The organism is Erythrobacter oryzae, assembly GCF_030271515.1.
GTDB lineage: Bacteria > Pseudomonadota > Alphaproteobacteria > Sphingomonadales > Sphingomonadaceae > Erythrobacter > Erythrobacter oryzae.
On record NZ_JASCXI010000005.1, the window covers coordinates 1 to 14,956 of the forward strand.

12 protein-coding genes and 1 tRNA gene are annotated in these 14,956 nt (G+C 64.8%); 6 read left to right on the forward strand and 7 right to left on the reverse strand.

All coding sequences use genetic code 11. From position 1 onward, the window contains the following. Positions 1-307, forward strand: a 307-nt coding sequence (locus tag PFX90_RS15770; protein ID WP_285713612.1) for a hypothetical protein, incomplete at its 5' end; no start/stop codon positions are given. Between the two features lie 49 nt (positions 308-356). Here PFX90_RS15770 and PFX90_RS15775 read toward each other — a convergent pair. After that, positions 357-1,187 carry an HNH endonuclease gene (locus PFX90_RS15775; protein WP_285713613.1) on the reverse strand — a complete coding sequence of 277 codons (831 nt, stop codon included), beginning with the start codon at positions 1,185-1,187 and terminating at the stop codon, positions 357-359. Between the two features lie 238 nt (positions 1,188-1,425). On the opposite strand from PFX90_RS15775, the gene PFX90_RS15780 reads away from it, so the two are divergent. Continuing rightward, positions 1,426-1,668: a hypothetical protein gene (locus PFX90_RS15780; protein ID WP_285713614.1), complete on the forward strand. Its 243-nt coding sequence runs from the start codon at positions 1,426-1,428 to the stop codon at positions 1,666-1,668. 102 nt (positions 1,669-1,770) lie between these two features. Here the strand turns inward: PFX90_RS15780 and PFX90_RS15785 are convergent, their stop codons facing one another. From PFX90_RS15785 to PFX90_RS15800, 4 genes are all read right to left on the reverse strand, one after another. After that, positions 1,771-3,831: a hypothetical protein gene (locus tag PFX90_RS15785; RefSeq protein WP_285713615.1), complete on the reverse strand. Its 2,061-nt coding sequence runs from the start codon at positions 3,829-3,831 to the stop codon at positions 1,771-1,773. 92 nt (positions 3,832-3,923) lie between these two features. Continuing rightward, entirely contained in the window at positions 3,924-4,115 is a 192-nt protein-coding gene (locus tag PFX90_RS15790) for a type II toxin-antitoxin system HicA family toxin (protein ID WP_285713616.1), read from the reverse strand. Positions 4,116-4,613: 498 nt separating this feature from the next. Then, positions 4,614-5,816, reverse strand: coding sequence for a tyrosine-type recombinase/integrase (locus tag PFX90_RS15795; RefSeq protein ID WP_285713617.1), 1,203 nt, complete (start codon positions 5,814-5,816; stop codon positions 4,614-4,616). A gap of 177 nt (positions 5,817-5,993) precedes the next feature. Further along, positions 5,994-6,080: transfer RNA gene (locus PFX90_RS15800), tRNA-Leu, on the reverse strand. 207 nt (positions 6,081-6,287) lie between these two features. Here PFX90_RS15800 and PFX90_RS15805 point away from each other — a divergent pair. The 3 genes from PFX90_RS15805 to PFX90_RS15815 all read left to right on the forward strand — a co-directional run bounded on the left by PFX90_RS15805 (position 6,288) and on the right by PFX90_RS15815 (position 11,358). Then, positions 6,288-7,256, forward strand: coding sequence for a complex I NDUFA9 subunit family protein (locus PFX90_RS15805; RefSeq protein ID WP_285713618.1), 969 nt, complete (start codon positions 6,288-6,290; stop codon positions 7,254-7,256). 479 nt (positions 7,257-7,735) lie between these two features. Next, positions 7,736-8,512, forward strand: coding sequence for a hypothetical protein (locus tag PFX90_RS15810; RefSeq protein ID WP_285713619.1), 777 nt, complete (start codon positions 7,736-7,738; stop codon positions 8,510-8,512). Between the two features lie 530 nt (positions 8,513-9,042). Next, complete coding sequence (locus tag PFX90_RS15815; protein ID WP_285713895.1) at positions 9,043-11,358, forward strand: TonB-dependent receptor; 2,316 nt, start codon at positions 9,043-9,045, stop codon at positions 11,356-11,358. On the opposite strand, the gene PFX90_RS15820 is transcribed toward PFX90_RS15815, so the two are convergent. Further along, positions 11,355-11,741 carry a winged helix-turn-helix domain-containing protein gene (locus PFX90_RS15820; RefSeq protein WP_285713620.1) on the reverse strand — a complete coding sequence of 129 codons (387 nt, stop codon included), beginning with the start codon at positions 11,739-11,741 and terminating at the stop codon, positions 11,355-11,357. The two genes, PFX90_RS15815 and PFX90_RS15820, sit on opposite strands and share 4 nt — an antisense overlap. 32 nt (positions 11,742-11,773) lie before the next feature. Continuing rightward, positions 11,774-12,652 (reverse strand): dienelactone hydrolase family protein, encoded by an 879-nt coding sequence (locus PFX90_RS15825; RefSeq protein ID WP_285713621.1) that lies wholly within the window; start codon positions 12,650-12,652, stop codon positions 11,774-11,776. Between the two features lie 129 nt (positions 12,653-12,781). Here PFX90_RS15825 and PFX90_RS15830 point away from each other — a divergent pair, with 129 nt between their 5' ends. After that, positions 12,782-14,956: a PQQ-dependent dehydrogenase, methanol/ethanol family gene (locus PFX90_RS15830; RefSeq protein ID WP_419180113.1), complete on the forward strand. Its 2,175-nt coding sequence runs from the start codon at positions 12,782-12,784 to the stop codon at positions 14,954-14,956.

Consider the following 14,956-nt stretch of genomic DNA (forward strand, 5'->3'; position numbering starts at 1 on the left):
CTACAGCGCTGACCGCATCGGCATGGGGCAGCCCATCCGCAAGCCATTCCGATATAGTGGAGAGCTTTGGGTCTGTGTCGGCACAGGCCCTGCGGGAGCCGAGGGCTACCGGCTCGTCCACCCTTCGCTCTATGGCGGCACGGCGCGCAGCTATCATGATCGGTGCAGCGATGGCGATCGCGCGCGCGGCGATCAGGCAGGCTTTTATGACGGCATCATTGTGCGTCACGCGGGACGGGAGCTTGTGATGGCCGGTCCGCCCGTCATGTTCGTCGCAGGCGAGGAGGCGCAGCTGTCCCTGTTCTGATCTGGTCGGTGGATGGAGGTCTACTGGCCGAGGCGCGCCGCCTGACACGTCAGGCGGCGCGGTGATCCACGAAACAATGTTCATTGTGCCAGTCGAGAAAAGCGGGTTCGGGATCGAACCGCGCTGCCGGGCGCAGCGTCGCCTTCTCGAATTGCTGGAAATAGTCGCGCGTCTCGCGGCTGCGGCTGTCGCGCAGCTGGCGCGAGACATGAATGCGCCGCGCGCGGTCCACCGTTATCAGCCCGCGATCGAACGCCCGGTCGAGCGTTGCCGACAACAGCAGGCCATTGGCAGGATTATGGCGGTTCTGGCTGTCCTTGCCCCACGGCTTGATATGGCTGGCGGTCAGCAGGCGCGGATCGGCAATGCCGGTGATGCAGCACGCCTCCTCATAATTGGCGAGCACCGCACGGCGGAAGAAGTCCTGACCGACGCGCTGGTTCACTTCCGCCTGCGTGGTGGACTCGCCTTGCCAAGGCTCGAATTTGAACTCGCTACGTTTTTCATGGAGGAGCTGGCTGACGGGCAGTGGCAATTGCGCGGCGGCCATCTGGCGGTCGACCTGGCTGGACCACAGCTCTTCGGCCCGCGCCACAAGGCCCGACCAATCCTGCCCGAACTCGGCATAGGTGGCGCGGTCGAGCTTCGATGCGCCGTCCAGCCCCTTGCGCCCGCTCTCCGTGATCTTGGGATCGAGGCTGGCAAAGTTGCACAGCTTCATCGCCACCGAGCTGCTCGACCGGTCGATGGCAGCGGCCAGCGTCTGGATTTCGGGATTGCCCGAATGCAGCTTTCCGAACGGCAGCTGGAAATAGAGGTAGAGCGCGAGCACCGTCTCCTCCTCGCTCCAGCGTTTCCGCGCGGTGCCTTCCATTGCCATGACAAGGGTTTGGGGCAGAGCGTGGCATGGTGCAAGCGGGGGATAGAGGGGCTGGCCTGTGTGCCCTTCGGTCCGGTGGCTTCGTTTTGAGCACCCGCACTGGCCGCACGCGGTCGAGGGTCAATGTCCGGCCCGCACCGGTTCCTTGCAGTCAGCCGTGTTGGACATGACCCTGCGCCCTACGCCGCGCGGCCTCTCTGTTTGGTGCAACGAGCCACCAACACGAAAGGAACATTCCATGGCCCGCACCACCCAAGCATCCGCCCCAGCCACCGCGCCCGAGCCCAGGGCTCCCGATTTCATCGCCTGGCATGTCAGCAATCGCGGCGAGAAAGCCTTCTGGACCAAGGTCGGAGCCGCCTGGTTCCACCGCGACCGCAAGGGCCTGTCGCTCCAGCTTGAGGTTGTGCCGATCAATGGCCGGATCGTGTTGCGGACCCCGCTCGACGAGGAGACCAAGGAAGTGCAGCCGGGTGCTTAGCGCCCGGCGATGCCCGCTACGCCCCGGCTTTGAATGCTAGCATTGGGTCCAAGCCGACGGATCTAAAGCCGGACAAGACGATTCTTGTCCGGCTTCATGCGATCAGACCTCTTCGGTATCGCGTTCTTCGCCTTCCCCCTGTTCCTCGCCTTCGTCAGCGTCCCACTGATCTTCGATTTCGTCATCAAACTCGCGATCAGCATCATTGTCGTATGCGGGAGCGGTGGTCCGAGGCTGGCCATGCCGCCGACGAAATGCGCGCGACCAAAGAAGCAGCTCCTCGTCAACTGAGCGCAGCGCTTCACGCCACGGCTCCGTCAGCCTCAATTCGACTCCCCTCTGTTCAACGAGCGGCTGGCCATCATCGCCAACTACGTCGGCCAGAGCATCAAAGCAGCGCTGCAATTCCTGCATCGCTCCACCGAGTGCTTCGACCGCCCGGTCATAGCGATCCGTAGGCGAGTCGCCGGGCCGCGCAGCCTTAGCCTTACCCGCCGGAGGATACTCATTGCGCAGCCACACATCGCTGACGACCTGTTCCTCTCCGCTGCCCTGCAACTTACGAACCGCGCCATCCTCGCCAACTGCACGGATGGCTACGCCATCAGAGTAGTCGCGCAAGGCCTGCGCAAGCTGACGAACCCCCTGCGGATTCCGCCGCATCGCATCGAGAACTTCACCGGGAGTGCGGCGGTCAGGCTGGTCATTGTTTGACGTGCCACGATCCGCGTTGAGGCGACCATCGACCACAAGCGGGAAGGCTGCCCTCACCGCCAACTCAACCGATGCTGGTCCCGGCTCCTCGCCCTGTGTGGCAATCGCCTGGGCGACCTCCTTAAGAGCGGCGCTTTCGAGATCAGAAATTGACCGGCTCGTGGCAGTCCAAGCCTCGCGACGATGAGCTGCCTTACCAAAAGCGTGACGCAGATAGCGCCGAATCTGGTCAACGTCGGCGCGATCCTTGGAAACCGCGCGCAGGATCAGCGCAGTCGCCAGATCGTTCTTGAGCTTTGGCGTCATGCGCTTGCGCGTGGACTGACTGGTCACGGCCGTCCGGATGGCTTCAAAAACCTCGCCGTCTCCTGCCGTGAACAAATGCACCAGCCGGGCCGCGCGCAATACAGGATCGTCAGGCAAATGCGCAGCGCGCGCTTCGGCCTTCGTGCAGGAACCTGCATAATACTCGCGTTCAGTAGCGGTAATCAGGCCACGGCGCAGCAGTTCATCGAGCACTTCGTCTGCCAGAGACTCATTTTCAGGCCCTTCGCCCCAGGGCTTCGGCGGATCGACGTGACGAAGCGCCACGAAAGAACGCACGGCAGTCGGAAAGCCGGTAGCGCCGCCGGGATATGGCTCAAAGCCTACCAAGATAAGTGCCGGAATCCGCTCGCAGCGCAATGCAACCAGCGTGTCAGAGTCCCGTTCTCCCCGGTCGAATGCATCGTTCAACCGCTTAACCCGGGCGCGCATACCGGCATCGTTGTCGTCGTATGGCACGTCGCCCGACACAACCTGAAGAAGGTTGTGCACAGCCGTTGCACGCGACGAGCCTTCCGCCGTCGTCAACGTAGTTGCGGGATCGGAGCCATCGGCGTGCTTGAACGTCGTGGCAACCAGCCACACAGCTTCCATTACGCCCTGGCTCCGGATCGAAACCCGCCAGTCATTGTCATTCAGGACGTAAGCGGCAGTCTGCTGTGCGGCCCATGCCAAATGGTGACGGCTCTCTACTTCTACGGCGAGTTCCGCCGACTGTGGCCGGTCCAAATCGAGCGGCTGCGGTTCAGGAACGGGACGGAAACGCGAATCCTCATCGCCAGTCCCCGGATCAACCGCGAAAGGATGCTTCCGCGAAGGAAGGGTGCGGGGATTACGAGGGTCGGGCATGACACGCCGCGCCCAAACCTGAGTGCGGATACCGAGCAAGGTACCGCCCGGCACCGGGATGCGCTCAACGTCAGGATCGCTGGGTTCACCGATTGAACGCCGGACCTCAGTCGGATTCACGATGGCATTGGCGATAGTCGTTGCGGAAGCCTCAGTCAGTCCAAAGGCATCGGTCAGCCTTTCAGCGAGGGTCTGGCGCGCCTTGGCATTTGCGTAGTCGGGCAGACGCTCAACAGGACGCGGAAGAACGTGGTCATCAGGGTTGATCTTAATCATGGGAATTTCCTTCCGAGCTCATCAGCTCGCGAAAATGGAACAAGGGGTGAGTAAGTGCCGCGCGAGGACAACGCCTCGCGCGGCATCGCTGTTCAACGGTCGTTCGCGGCACGAAGCTTGCGCTTGAGCAACGCGAGCATGTTCTTCACGCTCCGGTGATCGGAGGGAGTGCCCGGCCCGATGATACACCCGCTGATCGCAGGGTGCTGAAACTTGATGTGACCCTTGCGCGTGCGGGTCGCGATAAAGCCATCCCGCTCAAGTTCGCGGATCAGCTTGGACATGTCAGAATGTGTAGCCATGATAATACTCCTCGGCACGCGCCGGGAGCATGGAGCCAACCCGGACGCGCAATGGTTGCGGTTTTCCAGGCTGCCAAGGAGCATTGAGCTCCGTGCGCATCCCCCAACGCTTGCCGACAAATTCCGGCGTCACGCAGGGCGGCAACGGGTCATAAAGGCGGTTCCGAGACGTGAGAGTTGGCCGATATGATCGACCAGCTTTCGTTGCCGCCCTCGCGATCGAGTCGAGAGGTGAAGCGCCCGCAAATCCGTGTCGCGGTGAATCCCACATACAGGATGGCCAGAAAAGTGCAACCCAAAGATTTCGCGACTGGCTGAACGGTGACTAAAGGCACTACCGCGTCAGAATGACCGCTCTCGGCTTGAAGTCCGTCAATTAGCGGCGCCTCAAAAGGTATCGGGGCGGCTAAACTATGGGGTGTTGGAGCGACCCCGCATCACCTCGTTTGAAGGCTACGTAGTGCCGCTCCAGATGGTAGCCTAATTGGCGGATTTGCCCGCCCTCAGATCATCCAAATAGTCGCTCCACCACTGCGCCATCTTGACCCGCTCATCCCAGTACTGGCCGCGGTTGTACGTACCACGAATGGCATTGCTGTCGCCGTGCGCCAGCGCCCGTTCGATAGCGTCTGGGTGCCAGAGCCCACTTTCGTTGAGCAGCGTCGACGCCGTCGAGCGAAACCCATGGGCGGTCATTTCATCCTTGCTGTAGCCCATTCGGCGAAACGACGAGTTGATCGTGTTTTCGCTCATTGGGCGCAGTCGGGTGTGAAAGGCAGGGAAGATGTAGCCTTGCCCCCCGGTAATGGCCTTCAGCTCTCTGAGCAGTTCGAGCACTTGGCGGGACAGTGGCACCGCATGCGTGCGGCGCGCTTTCATCTTGCCCGCGGGGATCGTCCAGATCGCTTTTTCGAAGTCAATCTCCTGCCACTCGCCATGCCGCATCTCGCCCGGACGTACGAAAATGTGCGGGGCAACCTTCAGTGCAAGCTTTGTGATTGGGTAGCACTCGAACGCGTCAATGGCGCGCAGCAACTCGCCTAGCTTTTCCGGTTCAAGGATTGCAGCATAGTGGCGCGCCTGCGGCGTCAGGAGCGCGCCTTTGAGGATAGCCGTCGGGTCTGTGGCGCAGCGCCCGGTGGCGGCTCCATAGCGGAACACCCTGCTTGCAAAGGAGCGGCACTTCTTCGCGGTCTCACGGTTGCCTCGCGCTTCCAGCTTCTTGAGCGGCGCGAGCATCATCTGCGGGTCCACATCCGAAATCGGCATATGCCCGATCGCTGGCTTGAGCAGGTCGAGGAACCAGCGAGCCTTGAGTAGGGTGGCCTCGGCCCGGCCTTCGCCGACCATCTTGATCTCGATGTACTCGCGCCCGACCGACTCGAAGGTGTTGGCGGCGCTGATCTTTGCCGTCGCCTTGTTCTTCTTTCGCGTCAAAGCAGGGTCTTCGCCCTTGGCAATACGCAGCCTGAGCTCGTCGCGCTCGAGGCGGGCCGCCTGAAGACTAACTTCGGGCCAGGCTCCAAGAGCGATCCTCTTTTCTTTCCCGCCTACGTAATACTTCAGCCGCCAGAGCTTCGAGCCGTTGGGGAAGATTTCGAGGTAGAGGCCGCGCTCATCGGCGCGCTTGTAGGCGGTAGCTCCGGGCGAAAAAGCTCGGATTTGTAAGGCTGTCAGTGACATTTGGGGGCATGACCTTTCGCCAGAAAGGGGCATGTGGGGGCATATGCCCCGCTCCATGCCCCTGATTGTGGGGGCACGGCCTGAAACAGCGTGAAACACGCGGCATCAAAATCCAGCCAAAAATGGCAGAATTCTGCGGTTTTTTCAAGGTTCTTGATGCCACTCCCGCAGGAGTTTTGGTGCCCAGAAGAGGACTCGAACCTCCACGCCCTTGCGAGCGCCGCCACCTGAAGACGGTGCGTCTACCAATTCCGCCATCTGGGCACGGGGCCTTCGGTCATCGCTGCCGCAGGCCGGGTAGGCGCGGGCCATTAGCGAAGGGTTCGGGGGGCTGTCAATGCAAACCTCCTGCCTCGCGCGCATTTCGCGTGGCGATGGTCGCGCCGCCTCTTGCGCCCTCTTGCCTCGTCCGCGTGCTTGCCGCAAAGCACCCGCGCAACACTTGGCAGCCAAACGAGCGAGCACACCCCAATGCCCCCCTCCAATCCTTCCCCGCTGGCCGGCAAGCTGGTCACTGTCTTCGGCGGCACCGGCTATATCGGCAACTACGTCGCGCAGGCTCTGCTGAGCCGCGGGGCGCGGCTGCGGCTGGCGAGCCGGGCGCCGGCCAAGGCGCAGAGCTTGAAGCCGCTTGCCAATCTCGGCCAGCTTCAGCTGACCCCCCGCGACGTCACCAACCCGCTGCATGTCGCCGCCGCGCTTGACGGGGCGGACCATGTCGTCAACCTCGTGGGCGCCTTCGCGGGCGACCTCGAGAAGCTCACCGGCGAGGCGCCCGGGACCGTCGCCCGGCTGGCCAGCGAGCGCGGCGTCACCGCACTCGTCCAGATCAGCGCGATCGGCGCCGACCCTGCCAGCCCCACCGCCTATGCCCGCGGCAAGGCGCTCGGCGAGGCCAACACCCGCGCCGCCTTCCCCAATGCCACCATCCTGCGCCCCTCGATCGTGTTCGGGCAGGACGACCAGTTCATCAACCTCTTCGCCGGCATGATCGAGCTCTTCCCCGTCCTCCCCGTGTTTGGGCCCGAGGCGAAGCTCCAGCTGGTCCACGCCGAGGACGTTGCGGAAGCCGTGGCCCGCGCGCTCGAGCACCCGGAGCTCCACGGCGGCAAGACCTTCGAACTGGGCGGGCCCGAGCAGCTCACCATGATGGAGATCCACCGCCGCATCGCCGCCGCGCAAGGCCGCAAGCGCACCTTCCTCGCCATGCCCGACGGCGTCTCGGCGACCTTCGCCGCGCTCCCGCTCACCCCGATGAGCCGCGACCAGTGGACGCTCTTGAAGTCCGGCAGCACGGTGGCCGAGGGGGCCCTCGGTCTTGCAGACCTAGGGATCGAGGCGAAGCCGCTCGGCCTGTTCCTCGACAAGTGGATGCTGCGCTACCGCAAGCACGGCCGCTTCGGCGCGGCGAACGAGCGGGCCAAGCGCCACAGCGCCTGAGGCGGGCGGCGGCGAGTCGTCCCGCCCCGTTCAGCTTGCTGCGTCTCTGGCCCGCTGTTGGAGACACATGAGACACTGTCCAGGAGCGGAAAACCCTCCTCCCGCGCAGCGTGCTGCGAGGGGCGGGCAGGAGGCAGACAAGGGGCAGGGGACGGGCCATGAGGGCGAGCCTAACCCCGCGCAGGGGCAGTAGGAAAGCGCGCAGTTCCGCGAGCGCAGGGCCCGCGATTTCCAACCGGGCCGCTGCGCCATCCCGGCAGCAGGACGGCGGCTTCACCTTCGCGACGGAAAATTCCTGACATTCTGCAATCGACCCCGAAGCGGTCGCTCCCATTTCGTCGCCCCGCATCTTGGAGCCTGCGCTTGTTGATGTGTCGCCCCCCATGGGTGCAAACCCCGTGGCAGTCGACTATGGTATGCCGCTTTTGGCTAGACGGGGCGGACCTAACTTGGCGAAACCTTATTCCAATTCAGACCTGATGAAGCTCGCTGTCGAGGAGCATTTGAAATGCACAGAATTCCCGAAAGTAGGAGTGGTGGTAGCCAAAGAAGGTGAGCTTCTTTCCACTGGATTCCGAGGAGAGGTCCCTAATTTGCATGCGGAACGGGTGGCGTTAGAGAAGTTGTCGCCGTCAGCTCGAATTGGAGCAACGGTCTTTACGACCCTCGAGCCGTGCGTCTCGATTCAGCCTAGCCAAGTAATTGAATCGTGTGCCGACTTGATTATCGCTTCCGGGGTTCGGGAAGTGTTCGTTGGCGTCCTTGATCCCAACGGAACCATATACTCTCAGGGTTTCAGAAAACTTTTGGAAAACGGCATCAGCGTCAAGTTCTTCCAACGGAAGCTGAGAGAGGCAATTGAGGAAGAAACCTTCGAATACGGCGTTATCGAGAAGGTAGTCGGAAGCGGCAAGCGCCGCGTGCCAGTTGTCGGGAGCGGGATCAACATCACGGTCCAGTTTAGCGAAGCCGATCAGCGATCAATAGACATTTCATGGGGAAGCCTGCAGCCTATCCACGGATGCGTAGATCTCTTGAGCAATAATGGTGCGGTTCGGATTGCATCCGGTGCTAGCAAGTTCAGCGATATCAGTGACCCAACCGTCTTTAGATTCCCGAGTCATTTCGCCAGAATGAAGAAAGGTATGATTGCGATTGTTCAACCTAAAGGGGCTACGTTCTGCATCTTAATCAAATTGATCGACCTGTTCGAAAAGGACATTTATTTTCAGTGGGAAGTCCGTAATTTACCATAGCTGGCCTCTCTCACCGATAGGGCTGGAACTTTCGGACCCAAGCCATCAAATTAGCCGTTGCAGTTTTATCATCCTCTTTTCAGGCAATTAGTTTCGGAAACAGCATGAAATAGCACTTGTTACTCCTGACACTTGCCGTTTCGCTCCCCACCCAACCCCGCTCATACGCGGGGCGGCCGGGTGGGCTGAAACCTGCCGGGCAGCTTCAGCGGGTTTCGCCACGAAGGCCGAAGGTGTGAAAGCGACCGTAAACTGGTCGCACGATGGCGCAAGGAAGTTCGTCAGAGGGGCCCTGCACCTGAGAGGGCGCTGCCATCCGGAAAGGCGCGTTCGCCCTTGTTCCGGGCAGCATGGCTGCCCCACCGGAATTTTCACGAATCTTGCGCCAAAAACCCGGCGCAGCCGATCGCCGTTGCCTTGAGGGTCGATCTATATATCATCGAATATAGATTCGAACCACGCGCGAGGCCCTCTTGCACACGCTACTCCGGCTCGGCCTCATCGGCGGCGCGCTGAACCTTGCTCCCGCCATGGCGATGGCCGAGAATGCGTCGGCAAGCGAGGAAGCGGGCGAGGCCACCGGCGCGCCGATCATCGTCACCGCGCGCCAGCGGGCGGAGGATGCGCAGGATGTGCCCGCCGCGCTTTCGGTGGTGGACGCGCGCTGGATCGAGCAGTCCTACACCTTCAACACCCGCGACCTGACGACGCTGGTGCCTGCACTCAACTATTCCTCAGCCAATCCGCGCAACACCGCCTTTACGATCCGCGGACTGGGGTCGAGCGTGGTCGCGGTCAGCCAGGCCAATGACGGGCTCGAGCCGGGGGTGGGCTACTATGTCGACGGGGTCTATCACGCGCGGCCTGCGACCGCCGCCTTCGACTTCTCCGACATCGAGCGGATCGAGGTGCTGCGCGGGCCGCAGGGGACATTGTTCGGCAAGAACACCACGGCGGGCGCGATCAACATCGTCTCGGCCGCGCCCAGCTTCACCCGCAGCTACAATGCCGAGCTGAGCGGCGGCGAGCGGGCTTTCGCGCAGGGGCGCTTTTCGGCCACCGGGCCGCTCGCGGGCGAGACGCTGGCCTACCGTCTCTCGGGCACCTTCACCCGGCGCGACGGGGTGCTGCGCAACGTGCGGACCGGCGCCGACCAGAACACCTTGGGCGCGCAGGCCGTGCGGGGGCAGGTGCTGTGGCAGCCTTCGCCGGACTTCCGGCTCCGGCTGATCGCCGACTTCGCCAATTTCGACAGCGAATGCTGCACGCAGGTGTTCCTGCGGGTCGGCACTAGCCTGCGCCCCGCCGCGCGGCAATATCCGGTGCTGGCAGCAGCGGCAGGCTATGCCCCGGCGAGCACCGATCCCTATGACCGTCTGACCGATATCGACGCAGAACTCGGCGTGGACACCAGCGAGGGCGGGGTGGCGGCGACCGCGGACTGGGACATCGGCCCGGCGACGATCACGTCGATCACCGCATGGCGCTTCTGGAACTGGGATGCGGCCAACGACCGCGACTACACCGGCCTGCCGATCCAGTTGATCCAGCGCATCCCCTCGCGGCAGGACCAGCTCAGCCAGGAGGTGCGGATCGCGTCGGACGGGGATCGCCCCTTGTCCTACGTCGCGGGGCTCTATTTCTTCCGGCAGGTGCTGACCGGCAGCCCCAATTCGGTGTTCGGCCCCTATGGCGCGCCGTGGCTGATCGGGGCAACGACCGGCTCGAGTGCGACGCCCGTGCCCGCGAACCTCCTCGACGGTTACGGCCAGACGGGCGAGACGCGCTTTGCGGTGAACAGCTATGCCGCCTTCGCCGAGGCGAACTGGCGGATCGCGCCGCGCCTGACGCTGACCGGGGGCCTGCGCTACACCTACGAGAGCAAGGAGGGCGACTACAGCACGCGGGTGTTCGGGGGGGCGGAGGTCACCGCGCCCGCGCTGATCAATGCGCGGCTCGGCGTGCTGCGGCCGCAGACCTATGCCGCGCGCGACAGCGAGGGGAGCCTTTCGGGCCGCGCCAATATCGCGTGGGAGCCCGCGGACGACCTGCTGCTCTACGCGAGCTTCGCGCGCGGGTTCAAATCGGGCGGGATCAACATGTCGGGCCTGCCGCTCGATGCGAACAACCAGCCCGCGCTGGCGACGGCCGTGATCGCGCCGGAGCGCAACACGACATGGGAGGCGGGGCTCAAGGCGGCGCTGTGGGGCGATCGGTTGATCCTAAACCTCGCCGCCTATCGCACCACGGTGCGCGATTTTCAGGCGACCGTGGTGGATTCGAGCCAGACCGTGGCGCTGCGCGGTTACCTCTCGAACATCCCCGAAGTGCGGGTGCAGGGGGTGGAGGCCGATGCGCGGCTGACTGTCGGCCGCCTCACGCTTATTGGCGCGCTTGCCTTTGGCGACGGGGAGTATACGGACTACCCGGCGGGCCCCTGTCCGCTCGAACGCCAGACGGCCGCGACTGCCGCCTGCGACCTGACGGGCGAGCGCGTTGCGGGCCTGCCGCGCTGGTCGCAGACGCTGAGCGCGGATTATGCCGTACCGCTCGGCCGGGGCGCGGTGTTCCTGCACGCCGACAGCAACTGGCGCAGCGGCTATCCGGGCGACCCGAGCCTGTCGCGCTTCACCTATATCGAGGGTTACAACCTCACCAATGCCAGCCTCGGCTACCGGCGCGAGGACGCGGGCGGCAAGGGCTGGGAGATCGCGGTCTTCGCGCGCAACCTGCTAGGTGCCGACTACATCCAGAACCTCACCATCCAGGCGGGCAATTCGGGGCTGATCCTCGGCAGCCCGAGCGATCCGCGCACCGTGGGGGTGACGGTCAGGTGGCGGAGCTAGGCGGGCCCCTCGCTGCGCTTCGGGGGTAGGGGAGCGGGGAGCAAGGCTTCGGCGATGGCGGTAAAGCCCGCGCTGGCGGCGGCTTCGGCATCGCCTTGCAACTGGCGGTAACCGGCCAGCACCGCCTCGCCCAGCGGGGTCAGGTGCGCGCCGGCCTTCGGGTTGCCCGGGGTGGTCGCCACCAGCGGCCCCTGCCAGCAGCGGTTCATGGCATCGACCAGCAGCCACGTGCGGCGGTAGCTCATCCCCAGCGCCCGTCCCGCCGCCGAGATCGAGCGGTGCGCGGCGATGGCATCGAGCAGATCGGCCTTGCCCGGTCCCATCGCGATCTCGTCGCCGCACATGATCTGGAGCTTGAGCTTGAGGGGGGAGGGCGTCGTCATGGCGCGATAGGTGCCGGGCGGGGCGAGGCGTCCTAGGCCAGCGCCGCCTTGTAGAGCGCGAGCAGGTCGGCCTCCCCCTTGGTCGCGGCGGCGGCGTTGTAGGCCGGGCTGTCGGACACCATCCAGCCGTGGTCGCCGGCGTAGACTTCGACTGTCGCGCTCACGCCCGCAGCCTTGGCGGCGTCGGCAAAAGTGGTCTTGTCGGCGGGGGCCTTGGCGTCGTCGTCCTGCGCCACCGCGATCAGCAGGCTGGCGTCGACCTTGTCGAGCACCTTGTGCGGGCTCATCGGGTTGTCGGGGCGCACGAGGCCGCCGCCGTGGAAGCTTGCCGCGGCCTTGATCCGGGCGGGGACGGCGGCGGCGCTCCAGACGGTGAAGGGGCCGCCCATGCAATAGCCCTGCGTGCCTATCCCGCGCGCGGTGTCGATGCCCTCCTGCTGGTCGAGCCATGCGGTGATCGCGGTCGCATCGCGCATGATCGTCTCGGCATTGAGCTTGCCGCGCCATGGGCCGACCTTCTGGAAGCCGCCTTGCGAGATGAATGCCGCGAAATCGGCGAACTGCTCGCCGGCGACGTCGCGGTAATAGGGGTTCACCACGAGCACGGCATGGCCCGCGCTGGCGAGGGTGCGGGCGATGTTGCGCTTGGATTCGCGGATCGAGGCGATGTCGGGCCACAGGATCACCGCGGGGTGCTTGCCCGTCTCGGGCTGGACGAGGAAGGCGTCCATCGTGCCGTCGGGGGTGGCGAAGCTGACGCCCTGCTCCTTTAGGCCCGCCGCGACAGTCGCCTTGCTCTCGCTCGTCCCCGAGGCGCAGGCCGCGAGCGCCGCCGCGCCGCTCAGCGCGCCGAACTGGCGGCGGCTCACCACGCCGCGGGCCCATTCCTCGAGCTTGGTTTCATCGCACATCGCTGGTCTCCTCACCGCACCCGTCCGGGCCCCGTTCTGGCGCGCCCGCGCGTGTTCCACAAGCGACAATGGACAAGCCGTGCATCGCGCGGCAACATGCGACAAAAGAGAATACGGGGAGAGGGATCGATGGACGTGAGGCGCTGGGCCGCGGGGGCGGCCGTGTTGCTGTCGGCAGGGATGCTGGCGAATTGCAGCCAGATCTTCGGCGGCGAGAGCGGCGAGGGCGTCACCACCGCCATGCTGGTCGGCGCGGACGGCGACAGCGCCAACTGGATCAGCCACGGGCGCACCTATTCCGAGCAGCGCTTCTCCCCGCTCGACGCCGTCAACCGCGACAATGTGGGCCAGCTCGGCCTCGCCTGGTATGCCGACATGGACACCGCACGCGGGCAGGAGGCGACGCCGATCGTCATCGACGGCAAGCTCTACCTCACCACCGCGTGGAGCAAGGTGAAGGCCTTCGACGCGACCACCGGCGCGAAGCTGTGGGAATACGACCCCGAGGTCCCGGGCGAGACGGGCGTGAAAGCCTGCTGCGACGTGGTCAACCGGGGCTTGGCCGCCTATGGCGACAAGCTGTTCTTCGGCACTCTGGATGGCCGCCTGATCGCGCTCGACCGCAATACCGGCAAGCCCGTGTGGGAAAAGGTCACGGTCGACCAGTCCAAGAGCTACACCATCACCGGCGCGCCGCGCGTGATCGACGGCAAGGTGATCATCGGCAATGGCGGGGCCGAGTTCGGCGTGCGCGGCTTCGTCGCCGCCTATTCCGCCGACACCGGCGAGCAGCTGTGGAAGTTCTTCACCGTCCCCGAGGGCGGCGACGCGAAAGACCAGCCCGCCTATCTCCAGAAGGCCGCCGAAACCTGGAACATGGATGTCCTCGGCGCCAATGACGCGATCGGCGGCGGCGGCACCGTTTGGGATTCGATGGCCTACGACCCCGAGCTTGACCTGCTCTATATCGGCGTCGGCAACGGCTCGCCCTGGAACCGCGCCTATCGCTCGCCGGCCAAGGACGGCAGCGGCGGGGAGGGGGACAACCTCTACCTCTCAAGCATCGTCGCGATCCGGCCCAAGACCGGCGAATATGTCTGGCACTACCAGACCACGCCCGGGGAGACGTGGGACTTCACCGCCACCCAGCACATCATGCTCGCCGACATGGAGATCGAGGGCAAGCTGCGGAAGGTGCTGATGCAGGCGCCCAAGAACGGCTTCTTCTACGTGATCGACCGCGAGACGGGGAAGTTCATCTCCGCCAAGCCCTATGTCAGCATCAACTGGGCCACCGGCATCGACCCCGCGACCGGCCGTCCGATCGAGAACCCCGAGGCCCGCGTCGACCGCACCGGCAAGCCTGCGCTGGTGATGCCCGGCGCGCTGGGCGGCCACAACTGGCACCCGATGGCCTTCAGCCCGACCGAGAAGCTGGTCTACATCCCGGCCTTCGAGGCGGGGATGATGTATGCGCCCGAGTCCGGGTGGAAGCCCGACAAGGCGCGCGGGTTCAATGTCGGCTTCAACTTGGGCGCGGGTGATCTGCCGCCCGACGGGGGCTTCAGGAAGCAGGTTGCCGGAACGCTCCGGGGGATGCTGGTGGCGTGGGATCCCGTAGCGCAGAAACCGCGCTGGACGGTCGAGCATCCCGGCCCGTGGAACGGCGGCTTGCTGGCGACCGGCGGCGGCCTCGTGTTCCAGGGCACCGCGGGGAGCGAGTTCAACGCCTACGACGCTGCCAACGGCAAGAAGCTGTGGAGCTTCGCCGCCCAGACCGGCGTGGTCGCGCCGCCCGTCACCTACACCGTCAATGGCGAGCAATATGTCGCCGTGCTCGCAGGGTGGGGCGGGGCCTATGCGATCACGGTCGACGGCGATCTGCTTGAGCGCAAGGCCCCCGTGCGCAACATCAGCCGCCTGCTGGTGTTCAAGCTCGGCGGCAAGGCGCAGCTGCCCGCGCCGCCCGCTTCGGCCGACCTGCCGCTCGACCCGCCGCCGAGCACCGCGCCCGCTCAGGTGATCGCGGTGGGGCAGACCAAATATGCCCGTTACTGCGCAGTATGCCATGCGCCGGGCGCGGTGGGTTCCACCGTGCTCCCCGACCTGCGCCGCGCGGGCGCTCTGGAAAGCGCCGCCACGTGGAGCGCGGTGGTGCATGATGGCGCATTGAAGGATCGCGGTATGGCGAGTTTTGCGGGCTCTTTGTCGAAAGACGAGATCGAGGCGATCCGCGCCTATGTCATCAAGCGCGCGAACGAGGACAAGGCGCTCGAGGCGGGGAAAAAGATCGCCCGGCGCTAA

Coding starts and splice junctions, on each gene's coding strand:
- PFX90_RS15815 (WP_285713895.1), top strand. CDS start 9,043: ATGGCGATGGCCGAGAATGCGTCGGCAAGCGAGGAAGCGGGCGAGGCC.
- PFX90_RS15785 (WP_285713615.1), bottom strand. CDS start 3,831: ATGATTAAGATCAACCCTGATGACCACGTTCTTCCGCGTCCTGTTGAG.
- PFX90_RS15820 (WP_285713620.1), bottom strand. CDS start 11,741: ATGACGACGCCCTCCCCCCTCAAGCTCAAGCTCCAGATCATGTGCGGC.
- PFX90_RS15825 (WP_285713621.1), bottom strand. CDS start 12,652: ATGTGCGATGAAACCAAGCTCGAGGAATGGGCCCGCGGCGTGGTGAGC.
- PFX90_RS15790 (WP_285713616.1), bottom strand. CDS start 4,115: ATGTCCAAGCTGATCCGCGAACTTGAGCGGGATGGCTTTATCGCGACC.
- PFX90_RS15805 (WP_285713618.1), top strand. CDS start 6,288: ATGCCCCCCTCCAATCCTTCCCCGCTGGCCGGCAAGCTGGTCACTGTC.
- PFX90_RS15775 (WP_285713613.1), bottom strand. CDS start 1,187: ATGGCAATGGAAGGCACCGCGCGGAAACGCTGGAGCGAGGAGGAGACG.
- PFX90_RS15830 (WP_419180113.1), top strand. CDS start 12,782: ATGGACGTGAGGCGCTGGGCCGCGGGGGCGGCCGTGTTGCTGTCGGCA.
- PFX90_RS15795 (WP_285713617.1), bottom strand. CDS start 5,816: ATGTCACTGACAGCCTTACAAATCCGAGCTTTTTCGCCCGGAGCTACC.
- PFX90_RS15810 (WP_285713619.1), top strand. CDS start 7,736: ATGAAGCTCGCTGTCGAGGAGCATTTGAAATGCACAGAATTCCCGAAA.
- PFX90_RS15780 (WP_285713614.1), top strand. CDS start 1,426: ATGGCCCGCACCACCCAAGCATCCGCCCCAGCCACCGCGCCCGAGCCC.